Annotated in this window: 9 protein-coding genes; 4 read left to right on the top strand and 5 right to left on the bottom strand. The window is 37.3% G+C overall.

Features of this window, described 5'->3' with window-relative positions; translation table 11 throughout:
* Positions 1-3 precede the first annotated feature (3 nt).
* The 3 genes from WFZ86_RS08970 to WFZ86_RS08960 are packed head-to-tail and all read right to left on the bottom strand — an operon-like array spanning position 4 to position 5,952.
* Positions 4-3,090 (bottom strand): SusC/RagA family TonB-linked outer membrane protein, encoded by a 3,087-nt coding sequence (locus WFZ86_RS08970; protein ID WP_342691625.1) that lies wholly within the window; start codon positions 3,088-3,090, stop codon positions 4-6.
* A 46-nt stretch (positions 3,091-3,136) separates the two neighbouring features.
* Complete coding sequence (xylA, locus tag WFZ86_RS08965; protein ID WP_342691624.1) at positions 3,137-4,459, bottom strand: xylose isomerase; 1,323 nt, start codon at positions 4,457-4,459, stop codon at positions 3,137-3,139.
* Positions 4,459-5,952: a xylulokinase gene (locus WFZ86_RS08960; protein WP_342691623.1), complete on the bottom strand. Its 1,494-nt coding sequence runs from the start codon at positions 5,950-5,952 to the stop codon at positions 4,459-4,461. Before WFZ86_RS08960 ends, xylA begins: the two co-directional genes overlap by 1 nt.
* Positions 5,953-6,347: 395 nt before the next feature.
* Here WFZ86_RS08960 and WFZ86_RS08955 point away from each other — a divergent pair, with 395 nt between their 5' ends.
* From WFZ86_RS08955 to WFZ86_RS08940, 4 genes are all read left to right on the top strand, one after another.
* A complete protein-coding gene (locus WFZ86_RS08955) occupies positions 6,348-7,055 on the top strand; it encodes an NUDIX hydrolase (RefSeq protein WP_342691622.1) in 708 nt (235 codons plus the stop codon).
* Positions 7,056-7,167: 112 nt separating this feature from the next.
* Complete coding sequence (locus tag WFZ86_RS08950; protein WP_342691621.1) at positions 7,168-8,385, top strand: patatin-like phospholipase family protein; 1,218 nt, start codon at positions 7,168-7,170, stop codon at positions 8,383-8,385.
* 86 nt (positions 8,386-8,471) lie between these two features.
* Complete coding sequence (locus WFZ86_RS08945; RefSeq protein WP_342691620.1) at positions 8,472-9,746, top strand: Y-family DNA polymerase; 1,275 nt, start codon at positions 8,472-8,474, stop codon at positions 9,744-9,746.
* On the top strand, positions 9,737-10,177 hold the full coding sequence (locus WFZ86_RS08940) for a LexA family protein (RefSeq protein ID WP_342691619.1): 441 nt from the start codon (positions 9,737-9,739) through the stop codon (positions 10,175-10,177). Before WFZ86_RS08945 ends, WFZ86_RS08940 begins: the two co-directional genes overlap by 10 nt.
* A 112-nt stretch (positions 10,178-10,289) precedes the next feature.
* Here WFZ86_RS08940 and WFZ86_RS08935 read toward each other — a convergent pair whose 3' ends face one another.
* Both WFZ86_RS08935 and galE read right to left on the bottom strand, forming a co-directional pair.
* A complete protein-coding gene (locus WFZ86_RS08935) occupies positions 10,290-11,975 on the bottom strand; it encodes a sodium/sugar symporter (RefSeq protein WP_342691618.1) in 1,686 nt (561 codons plus the stop codon).
* 278 nt (positions 11,976-12,253) lie between these two features.
* A complete protein-coding gene (gene galE / locus WFZ86_RS08930) occupies positions 12,254-13,273 on the bottom strand; it encodes a UDP-glucose 4-epimerase GalE (RefSeq protein WP_342691617.1) in 1,020 nt (339 codons plus the stop codon).

The following is a 13,273-nucleotide window of genomic DNA, read 5'->3' as shown; positions in this document are numbered from 1 at the left end:
AAATTAAAAATTAACATTAAGACCTAACATGTATACTCTAGGTTGAGGATAAAATCCAACATCGATTCCTTTGGCCCATGATTGGTTAGAGTTTCCAAATCCAATCTCCGGATCCATTCCTTGATATTTGGTAAAGGTGAAAAGGTTATTGGCCGAACCATAAATTCTGAATTTGCTGAAGAAGCCTAAGTCTTTGGTCAATTTTGTCAAATCACAACCAATGGTTATACTTTTGATTCTAAAGAAATCCGAATCCTGAATATACAAATCAGAGAATTTAGTGTAATTCCCGTTAGCATCTGTTCCGTAAGTCATTCTTGGAATTTTGTTTGAAGTTCCTTCAGTAGTCCAACGGTCTAAGATAGTAGTAGTAAAATTGTTGTAAGCACGAGTATAATCGTGAACTCCAAAAGCATTTTGGCCACCCGCTACTCCATAAGTATAGATTGAAAAATCAAACGCTTTGTAAGACAAGTCCATACTCAAACCATAAGTAAAGTCTGGGTTAGGATCTCCAAGTTTAGTTTTATCATTAGCATCTATTTTTCCGTCACCGTTCAAGTCCACAAAACGAACATCTCCAGGTACCGCATTGGGCTGAACAGAAGTCAGCTCTGAGGTATTCTGAAAAATTCCGTCGGTTTTTAATCCATAAAAATAACCGATAGGTTGCCCTACTTCTACACGATTCATTTCGTCTAATCCTTGGAATAATAAATTAGATTCTCCATGAATAATGCCTTCGGTATTGGCAATTCGCAACACTTCATTTTTATTGAATGAACCATTGGCGTTTACTGAAAAATTCCAGCCATCACCAAAAGAAGTTCTGTATCCTAATGCCAATTCAAAACCTTTATTACTCACATCACCACCATTAATAAATGGCGCTGCTGCTCCTGCAATATCTGGCACCGATGCTTGTACTAACCAGTCTTTTGTAGTTTTATCATAGTAATCAAACGATATCGTAAGCGAAGAAAACAAAGTCGCGTCGAATCCTAAATCTAACTGCTCAGAAGTTTCCCATTTGATGTCTGGATTTTCTAAAGCATCTGGACTCGCTCCAACTTCTAAGGCAGTTCCTCCCGTTCCAAAATGGTAGTTTTTATCATAAGTACTAATCGTTGACATATAAGCAAATCGTTTAGCAAATTGATCGTTACCGTTTTGTCCCCAGCTCGCTCTAACTTTTAAGTTTTTCAACACTTTGTTTTCTGGAAAAAAGCCCTCTTTATCTACATTCCAACCTGCTGAAAAAGCGGGAAAGATTGCATATTTATTATTAGGTCCAAATTCTGAAGATCCGTCTCTACGAATGGTCGCTGACAATAAGTATTTGTTTTGATAATCATACAAGAAACGACCAAAGTAAGATTGAATAGAATAATCTGTTCTATTACCCGCCACTGTATTAGACGTTTGATCCGTTGCATTACTCAAATAAGCATATTTAAATCCTTCGCGAGTTAAATTTCTTCCCGTTGCACTTACATAATCCGAAGTGTTGTCTTTGGCTGAAGTACCAATCAAAAGGTCAAAATGATGTGCATCATTTATAGAAGCTTTGTATTGTAGCGTATTTTCGAAAATCCAACCCAATCCTTTGTTCGCGCTTTGATTTACACTAGAAACATCGTTGTTATTGTTGGATGACAAACGGTAGATTGGAGTATAAGAACGGTAGGTACTATTAGTGATATCTACCCCAAAGCTAGTTCTGAAAGTGAAGTTTTTCAAAAATTTAGCTTCTGCAAAAATATTCCCTACGTAACGGTCAATTTTATTTTCGTTGAAGTTGTTGTAGTACAAAGCACCAAGCGGGTTACTGATATCTGCTGAAACTATAGAATTAGCAAACCCCCCATTTGCATCATAAGCAGCATCAATAGGTGCAGCATTCAAGAACGCTCTAATACTGTTATTGTAAATTCCGTCGTCTGAAATTCCGCTTCCTTTGATATTGGCAAAAGAGAAATTCTCACCAATTTTCAAATGGTCTTCGATGATTTCTGAAGTTGAGTTTACATTAAAAGTAATACGATCGTACTTGGACTGATTGGTTTGACTACCAATTATACCGTCTTGACCATAATAAGAAAGACCTGTAGCAATGGTTGACTTTTTGTCTCCACCAGTTATCATCAAAGAGTGATTTTGTTTAATAGCTCCCTCATTGAACAAATAGTCTTGCCAATCTGTATTTGGAAAAGCAGCAATTTGTGATTGAGAATACAACGGTGCCATACCTGAGTTTACTCTTCCTTCATTGATAATGGTAGTGTACTCTTTAGTATTCAATAAATCAAGACGTTTGGCAATTTGTTGGAAACCTGTGTAACTGTTAAATGACACATTCATTTTTCCATCTTTTCCTTTTTTGGTGGTTACCAAAACTACTCCGTTTGCTGCTCTTGCTCCATAGATAGAAGCCGCTGCTGCATCTTTAAGAATATCTACCCTTTCTATTGAAGAAGGATCCAAATACCCAATTCCATTATCGATTACCACTCCATCTACCACATAAAGCGGAGAATTATTTCCTGCGGTACCTACCCCACGAATGTTCACTACCATTCCTGCTCCCGGCTGACCAGAAGTAGAAGTAATCGATACCCCAGTACTTTGCCCTTGCAAAGCATTAACAACATCTAAGCTGTTTACATTTTGAATATCTTTTGCGCCAACTACCGATGTGGAAGCAGTAGATACTTTTTTCTTTTGAGTACCGTACCCAATAACAACAATTTCCTTTAACTCGGCAGTTTCTTCCTGAAGATAGATATTGATGTTGGTTTGATTATTTATGTTTACACGTTGGGTTCTATACCCTACGAAACTTACTAATAAGACATCATTTGGTTTGGCTTTAATTTTAAAGGTTCCATCAAAACCAGTACTAGTACTAGTATTTGAACCTTGTATTGTAATACCTGCACCAGAGACTTCTAAATTATCATTTGAAGTAAACACTTTTCCTGTAACAGTAACAGTAGGGTCTTGTGCATAACCAGATTGTAGCATAAAAATGCTCAATAATAGCGTCATACAAAAGGAAAGCATTGTCGCTATACCATAATTTCTTTTCATGATTTTTGAGTGATTGGTTAATTTTTTAATTTTCAAAGGTGTTTAGCTAATAAGCATTCGATACGATTTGCTCGAATAATTCTTGTTTACCACTAATGGGTTGAGGTTCTCCGTTTGCACGAGCGATTTGGCTTAATTCCTCAAGAGACAATTCTCCTTTTTCGAATTTGGCACCATTTCCGCTGTCAAATGATCCGTAACGCTGAGCGCGTAGTTTTTTATAATTGGTGTTTTGTAGTATATGATCGGCACAAATAAGTCCGCGAGCAAAAATGTCCATACCCGCTATATGTGCAATAAACTTGTCTTCTAAATCGATTGAATTTCTTCGCACTTTAGCATCAAAATTGATTCCGCCACCACGAATTCCGCCACCTTCTAAGATGACCAACATGGCTTGTGTAATCTCATAAATATCAACTGGAAATTGATCAGTATCCCAACCATTTTGATAATCCCCACGATTAGCATCGATACTTCCTAACATTCCAGCGTCTACCGCAACTTGTAATTCGTGTTCAAAAGAGTGTCCCGCAAGCGTAGCGTGATTAACTTCAAGATTTAGTTTAAAATCATCTTGCAAACCGTATTTGTTTAAGAAACCTAAAGAAGTAGCCGCATCAAAATCGTATTGATGTTTCATTGGCTCCATTGGTTTTGGTTCAATTAAGAAAGTACCTTTGAAACCTTGTTGACGCGCATAGTCTTTACAAAGATTCAAAAACTGCCCCATGTGGTCTAGTTCGCGCTTCATATTGGTATTCAAAAGACTCATGTATCCCTCGCGTCCTCCCCAAAAAACATAATTCTCACCTCCTAAAGCTATAGTAGCATCGATGGCTATTTTGGCTTGACCCGCAGCATAAGCCACCACATCAAAATTTGGATTCGTAGAAGCACCGTTCATATAACGAGGATTGCTAAACAAGTTTGAAGTTCCCCACAACAATTTGATTCCAGATTCTTGTTGTTTTTGTTTAGCATAGTCCACCATAGTATGAATGCGCTTTTCAAATGCAGCCAATGTAGGTGCTTCATCTACCACATCTACATCATGAAAACAGTAAAAAGGCATGCCTAATTTGCTCATGAATTCAAAAGCAGCATCCATTTTATCTTGGGCTTTCAAAATCGCATCTTCATTTTTATTCCAAGAAAATTTCTCTGTCGAACTACCAAAAGGATCTCCTCCAGTGTTGCATAGTGTGTGCCAATATGCCATAGAAAAACGCAAATGTTCTTTTAAGGTTTTTCCTGCCACTACTCTATTTTCATCATACCATTTAAAAGCAAGAGGATTATCACTTTCTCTGCCCTCAAAGCGGATGGTGTCGATATTTTTAAAATAAGCTTGTTGTGTTGTATTCATTATATTTCGGTATTAATATTATTTTTCCATTCTTGATAAATCTCTTGGTATTGGTCGGATACGCTTTTGGTTGGTTCTGTTCGTTCCAAACATTGCAATCCTTCAAAGGCTTGTTCCAGAGAGTCATAAAAGCCAAAGCCATAAGCGGCGCCACGAGCAGCACCCTCTGCCCCCGAAGTATTGTATAATTCTAAAGTAGTTTGTGTGGTATTGACAAAAATTTCTCTAAACACCGGACTCAAAAACAAGTTGGCTTTTCCAGCACGAACCACATCTCCTGAAGCACCTACAGCCTTCATTACATCAAAACCATAGTTCATCGCAAAGACAATTCCTTCACAAGCTGAACGAACAAGATGGCTGGGTTGATGGATGTTGAAATTGAGATTTTGAATACCCGAAGTCGCCTTTTTATTATTAAAAATGCGCTCCACACCGTTACCAAAAGGATAAAAACGTAAGCCTTCGCTACCTGCTTTTACTTTGGCCGCCTCGGCATTTAATTGTTCATAGGCAATAAGTGTGTCACGATCTACCGACATTACTTTGCGCAACCATTGGTACAAAATTCCTGATCCATTGATACAAAGCAATACCCCATTATTTTTTTGCGCTTCGGTATTATTTACATGCAAGAAAGTATTGATGCGGTTTTCTTTGTCATAAATATCTTGATTGCTTACTGCATAAACTACCGCCGATGTTCCCGCTGTGGTAGCAATTTCACCTGGTCGAAGTACATTCAACGACAAAGCATTGTTAGGTTGATCTCCAGCTCGATACGTAATTTTTGCTGATGGATTCAATCCTAATTCTGAGGCAACACTTGGATGTATTGTAGCTTGATGGCCAAAGTTAGGAACAATTTCGGGGATGAGTGCATCAGGAAGTCCCATGGCTTGAAGTACTTCTGTAGCCAATCTCCCTTTAGAAAAATTCCACAAAGCCGCTTCAGATAAACCCGAAGTACTTATTTGTGCTTTCCCTGATAATTTTGCAGCTATAAAATCGCCAGGTAGCATCATATAGACTGCTTTTTCAAAAACTTCTGGTTGATGCGTTTGTACCCATTTCAACTTTGAAGCCGTAAAATTGCCTGGACTTCCTAAAATTTGTTGCTGGCAAAAGTCGTGTCCCATTTCATCATAAATGGAATTTCCAATAACTGCCGCGCGACTATCACACCAAATAATAGAAGAACGAACTGGATTCAACGCTGCATCCGTCAGTACCAATCCATGCATTTGGTACGCGATACCAATTCCTTCTATTTTTTTTAAATCAATGCCTTGTTGACTCGACAATAACTGAATTCCATTTTTTACATACTGCCACCACAAATTAGGATCTTGCTCTGCCCAACCAAATTGCGGTGCGTGAATATCCATTTCAAATTTTGGGACACTTACTGCCGCAATGGCTTTTCCTTTTTCGGCATCCACTACCGAAAGTTTTATCGAAGAGCTTCCCAAATCTATTCCTAAAAAGTACATATGCTTCTTTTTTTTTCGATGATAAATCATCCTTTTTTAATCTTTTGGTCAAATCAACCTTAAGCTTATGGTTAATTTGACTACAAGTATAATTCAAATTTTGATATTAACAAAATTTTACAAGTTGTTTTTTTTGAATTAGATAATTTAAAGCATTAAAAAATAAACATATAACAAAACAAGAATTGAAACCCCTTGAAAAACCTGAAAAAAAACCACTACATATTTAATTCAGAAATCGTTTTCTTGATTGGACCCAAAGCAGTATAAATCATCTATTACTTACATTTTAAAGAGAAAACCGCACATTCCATTTTGTATTCATTACTAAATAATTACGCGTTCCCATCAGATTACATTTTTATTTATTTATTTTGTAAAAAAATCTACAAGAAATGGTAAGAGAAGAAGCATTAGCCAAAACAGAACACGCCGCTATGAATGCCATTACCATTGACTGTGTTATCTTTGGTTTTGACAATGGCATACTCGAAGTACTTTTAGTAGAACACGCCGAAGGGATTAGTAAAGGAAAATGGGCGTTGCCTGGAGGGTGGATAAAAAAGAAAGAGAGCATTGATGACGCGGCTCACCGTTTGCTAGCCGATCTCACAGGACTGGATAATATTTACCTAGAACAGCTAAAAGCGTTTGGAGAACCCAATCGTTTTCCATTAAGAAGGGTTATTACTATTGGCTATTATGCCTTAATCAAAAAAGAAGATTACAACATTAAAGCCGGTTTTACGGCATCGGACGCCAAATGGTACCGAATTAACGAAATCCCAAATTTAATTTACGACCACAACGAGATTCTAAACTATAGCTTAACTCATTTGCGTAACCGAGTACGACAAGCTCCAATAGGTTTCAACCTCCTACCCGAAAAATTTACCTTGCTACAACTCATGCATCTTTACGAAGAAATTCTTGGGGTAGAAATGGATAAATCCAACTTTAGACGCAAAATATTGCACATGAAATTGCTCGTGGCACTAGACGAAAAGCAACAAGATGTATCGCATAGGGCTGCAAAATTGTACAAATTTGACCCAGCTATTTATGACAAATTAACTAAAAAAGGATTCAATTTTGAGTTCTAAATCATAATTCAAATACATACATTTATACTCAATACCGTTGTCTTTTGATAAAACATTGGTATTGAGTATTTTTATATCACTCTAATCCTATCTATTAACCAAACCAACCACAATGGCAAAAGTAAACGGATCAAAAATGCCAGCCTCAAGAAAAAAGGCTTTTGAAAAACTCAACATCAATCACAACAAAAGAGTCATTTTATGCTTAGATGGTGGCGGGATGAGAGGAATTTTAACCCTTCAACTGCTCAAAAAATTAGAAGAAACCGCTGGGATTCCTTGTTTTGAATTATTTGATATGGTTTCAGGAACTTCTACTGGAGGCATCATCGCGGGACTCATAGCTTCTGGCTATACCGCAGCAGCGATAGAAGAGAAATACAGTACACTAATCGAAGAAGTATTTGACAAAAAACCTTTGGGAGACCGTTTTGTAAATCCGCCAAAATACCTAAAAGGCAATTACCGAAAGTTACTTTTCGAAGAAATTCAAAACACTACCCTAGTCGAAAGTTGTGCCAAAACCGATATTGATTTGATGATTACGGCGCACGATATGACTGCTTCTGAAGAGACTTTTTTTAGTTGTTTCAAACAAAAAGACGGTAGTTTTTATGGAACCTACAAAGACGTATTACTCCGTGCCGTACTCGAAGCCACGATGAGTGCTCCTACTTATTTCAATCCACTTGAACGTTTTGTAGATGGTGGAACGACTACCTACAACAATCCTGTTCTTGCTGGATTTATGGAAGCCATTTCCTATAGCTTTCCCAAAGGCAAGGAAGAAGATTCTGCTTATGATATCACCAAATTATGCATTTTCAGTTTTGGTACCGGAATCTCCAGACAATTTGTACAACCCGACGCTACTCTCAAAATCAAAGGACTGGATATTAAGTTTTGGTTGGAGTGGCTGATGACACAAATGGGACAAGATTCTAGCGCTATGCAAGTAAACACCTTGCGCTCTCCAATAATTAATAAAATCATCGATTTTCGACGATTCCAAATTTCATTAGACCCTCTCTCTATCAAAAAAATACCGAATACCGACGGATTAGACCCCAAAAAATATCCTTCAAAATGGTTGCACGATGTAGATTATTCCATCTTGAACTCAATTGATATGGCCGATATTAATCGTTTTGATTTGATGCAAGTCATTGGTCAACAAATGGCCGAATACATCATTCAAAAAGGCAGCGCTTTTCAGAAAGATTTGGTCGACAGCAACAACAACGACGCTTTGGTGACTACGTTTGGCGACATCGAAAGGATTCAAAAACAAATGAGCGACCCCAATTGGTTGGATAATTTTCACGCCTAAAAGGAGTGGTTGTAACTTATTAACAGCTACAAAAAATTAACTATCGTTAGCTACTTACAGCAGTTCGAATGCTGTAAATTTGTGCTATGTATGCTTTAGTCGATTGTAATAATTTCTATGCTTCTTGTGAACGTGTTTTTCAGCCGAAATTCAACGGAAAACCGGTTGCGATATTATCCAATAACGATGGTTGTGTGATTTCTAGAAGTAATGAAGCCAAAGCGGTTGGCATTCCGATGGGTGCACCTGCCTTTCAAATCAAAGACCTCATTAAAGAAAAAGAAGTCGCTGTCTTTTCCTCCAATTATCCTTTGTACGGCGATTTGAGTAATCGAGTGATGAACATATTGAATCAGTTCACACCGAATATAGAAATTTACAGTATAGACGAAGCCTTCCTGAATTTTGATGGCCTTTCGATTGAGGACTACCACAGCTACGGACTTCAGATGAAAACCCGAGTGCAAAAATGGGTGGGAATTCCGGTTAGCATTGGCTTTGCCGAAACCAAAGCGCTCTCTAAAGTTGCCAATAAAATTGCTAAAAAATTTCAAGATCGCACCCAAGGCGTCTATGTTATTGACTCCGAAGAAAAACGCATCAAAGCCCTAAAATGGACCAAGATTGAAGACGTTTGGGGCATAGGCTATCGCACGACCAAAAAAGCCAAACTGCGTAACATACAAACCGCACTGGATTTTATACAACCCCAACACGAAGCTTGGATTAAGAAAGAAATGGGCGTTATTGGCCTTAGATTAAAACAGGAATTAGAAGGCAAATCAGTACTAGATTTAGAACCTGTTGTGCTTCAAAAAAAGAGTATTGCCACTACAAGAAGCTTTCCAAAACAAATCGCAGAATTTGATTTACTTAGAGAACGCATCGCAACTTTTGCTGCAGTTTGTGCCGAAAAATTACGCAAACAACATTCCTGTTGCCATACCATTATCGTGATGTTGGTCATTGACAAACATTCGGTTACTAGCTCAAAATACTATTTCAATAAAGCCATAACATTACCTTATGCAAGCAATTCGACCTTAACAATTTCCAATGCTGCCATCGCTTTGCTGAAAGAATTACATCGAGGCAACGAAGGCATTAAATTCAAAAAAGCGGGAGTAATTGTGACCGAACTGATTGACGAGAACAAAAAACAACTGCATTTGTTCGAAGAAGAAAACCCAAAACATTTGGCTTTGATGAAAACCATCGATCAACTGAATAGCAAAATTGGAATGACCAAAGTCAAATTGGCTACCCAAAATTTGAATCTAACTTGGAATATGAATCAAAATCATTTGTCGCCAAAATACACCACAAAGTTTAAAGAAATACTCGAAATACAATGTCTGTAAACCCAAAACAAAAGCTCACTTTCTTCCGTCCAGACTCCGAAAGTGAACTTCGAATACCCTATATCAATGAGGGCGTTTCGGCAGGATTTCCTTCGCCGGCAACTGATTTTATGGAAACCAACATTGATTTGAATAAAGAATTGAGCGAAAATCCATTGGCTACTTTTTACATCAAAGTCAAAGGCAATTCCATGATTGATGCGGGTATCAATGACAAAGATGTATTGGTCGTTGACCGAAGTTTAGAACCCAAAAACAATAAAATTGCGATTTGCTGCATTGATGGTGAATTTACCGTAAAACGCATTCAAGTCGAGAAGGATTGTATGTATTTGCTGCCCGAAAACCCAAGTTACAAACCCATTCTAGTTACCGAAGAAAACCAATTGATCATTTGGGGGATGGTAACTTATGTGATTAAAAAAGTATAGGCTACCTTCACAAAACCTTTTTCTTAAACTCCTATTTGAATCTGTTACCAAATAAAAAAGGTGAAACCGTACATATTGGTTTCACCTTTTTAAAACTAACTAATCTTTATTTTTACCAGAACTTCACGTACAAAGCAACAATAACTAACAAAGTAATCACTACCAAAACAGTGGTTTGTGGTTTTAATTTAAACATTTCAGTATCTAGCTCAAATGCTTTTGGATTTACTTTTGGTCCAGCAAAACTTATTAAAATCATGGCCAAAGTAGTAAAGAAGAAAGATAAGCCCATACATACGTGGAAAGGAATTTCGAATGCTCCTTTTCCGTTAGCATAAGCTGTATACAACAACGTATCGTTACCAAATAGCATTGGTGCATATTCATTGAATAAAACCGATAATAAGAATCCTAAAATCACCCCAACAATAGCTGCGGTTCCTGTAGTACGTTTCCAGAACATCCCTAAGATAAACATAGCAAATACCCCTGGACTAATAAACCCTGTATACTTTTGAATGTAGGTAAATCCACCTACACCACCAATTCCTAATATATCATTCCATGTAAATAAAACAGCCAACAACATTGCAGCAAAAACAGCCATACGACCAATGTTTACCTGTTGTTTTTCGCCAGCTTCTTTTTGGATGTATTTTTTGTGTACATCCAAAGTATAAATGGTGGAGATACTATTTACTTTACTTGCCAATGAAGCCACAATAGCTGCTGTTAAGGCCGCAACCGAAAGACCTTTCAGTCCTGTTGGTAAAAAGGTAAGTATGGCAGAATAAGCACCGTCTTTACCTCCAACTAATTGAGGTAAATGACCATTTTGATACAACACATAAGCTGCAATACCTGGCAACATTACGATGATAGGCATTAATAATTTTAACAAACCTGCAAATAAAATACCAGTACGAGCCGTTTGTAAATCAGCACCCAAAGCTCTTTGTGTAATGTATTGATTGCATCCCCAATAATTCAAATTGATTATCCAGATACCCGCTGCATAAGACAACAAACCTGGGAAAGTCAAATACTTGTCAATCTCTAATTGAGAAGAGGTAGCTGTTGGTTTAGGGATAATCATTTTGAAATGTTCAGGTGCTTCGCGCATCAATACTTTGAAACCTGCAATGGCATTTTCACCCACTCCAAAGTACTGACCAACAGTAGTCAATGCAATATAAGACGTCACCAAACCACCAATGATCAATACAGCAACTTGAACCACATCGGTATACGCCACAACTTTCATTCCTCCCAAAGAGATGAACAAAGCAAAAACAGCCAAACCTACCATAATAACGTGTAGGTATTCTCCGCCAGCAAGCCCATTAATTGCTACGGCTCCTAAGTAAAGAATCGAAGTTAAGTTTACAAATACGTACAAAAACAACCAAAACACCGCCATAATCAAAGCTGTAGATTCGTTGTAACGCATTTTTAAAAATTGAGGCATTGTGTAAATCTTATTCTTAAGATATACTGGAATAAACCATACGGCAACAATAATCAAGGCTACTGCTGCAAGCCACTCATAAGCAGCTACTGCGATTCCTAAAAAGAATCCTTCACCACTCATCCCAATAAATTGTTCTGCCGAGATATTAGAAGCAATAAGTGAGGCTCCAATTGCCCACCAAGTTAAATTCCCTTCGGCCAAAAAATATCCTTTGGCATCTTGTTCTTCTTTTTTTCGTTTGCGATAAACGGTGTAGCCGTAAGAAGAAACGGCAATAAAGTAAATAATGAATATCGCATAATCTGCGAAAGCTAGGTTTTGATTCATGGATAATACTTTTTGAAAATTAATAGTTCTATTGTAATCCGAATGTAATTATACTATTTTAATCATAACTAAAAAAGTCAAATCATTCGTTTTGTTATTAAAATCACATTTTTAATACGACATGTGTTTTATTTTTTCTGTTTTTTTATCAAATCCAAAAATAAAATAAAAATAGTTATTTCAATTGATTATAAATGTATTTTATACATTTATTTTTATTTTTTTATGTTAAATTTTTCATCGTAAAAAAAATAGCGTATTAAATACATAGTAAACAACTACTTACCGCCTCTAACCTTTTGTTCCCATTTCCAAGCACTATCAATGGCTTCTTCAAGGGTTGCTGCTGTTTTCCAGCCTAGTACAGTATTGGCTTTTTCGGTATTGGCATAGGCTTCGGTTACATCGCCTTCTCGTCTTGGTACAATGGTATACGGTAGCTTTTGCCCACTCACTTTTTCAAAAGCCGTAATCACTTCGAGTACAGAACTTCCTTTGCCTGTTCCTAAATTGAAGACCTCTAATGCCGTTTCATTTTTCTTATCCAACAAGCGTTGCAAAGCCACTACATGTGCCTTGGCCAAATCTACTACGTGGATGTAATCTCGCACACAAGTCCCATCAACCGTAGGATAATCATTGCCATAAACGGACAACTCTTTGCGCAAGCCCATTCCGGTTTGTGTAATAAAAGGGACTAAATTTTGAGGAACCCCAATAGGCAATTCTCCAATTTCGGTAGAAGGATGCGCTCCAATTGGGTTAAAATAACGCAGCAAAATAGCATTGAGTCCACTTACTTTAGTGACATCGGCAATGATTTCTTCCCCAATTTGTTTGGTATTCCCATAAGGAGACATCGCGGCTTGTATCGGTGTAGCTTCTGCAATAGGCATCACTTCGGCTTGACCATAAACCGTGCAAGAGGAACTAAAAATGAAATGAGCTTCTGGCTTTTTCTGCAATTCTTGCAAAAGATAGACTAAAGAAGCAATATTGTTCTCGTAGTACAATAAAGGATTTTGAACACTCTCACCCACTGCCTTTGAGGCTGCGAAATGAATCACTCCTGTAACCTCAGTATATTTGGTAAAAAAAGCTTGTACTGCCGCTTTTTCTCTTAAATCAATCTGTTCAAAAATAGGCTGCTTTCCTGTGATTCTTTCAATTCCATCCAAAACATCAATAGACGAATTCGATAAATTATCAATCACGATTACCTCATAACCAACATTTTGTAGTTCAACAACCGTATGCGAACCTATAAATCCTAAACCTCCTGTGACAACTATTTGCAT

It is taken from the genome of Flavobacterium polysaccharolyticum, from assembly GCF_038739875.1.
Lineage (GTDB): Bacteria > Bacteroidota > Bacteroidia > Flavobacteriales > Flavobacteriaceae > Flavobacterium > Flavobacterium polysaccharolyticum.
This window is presented reverse-complemented; position numbering and strand designations above follow the sequence as displayed.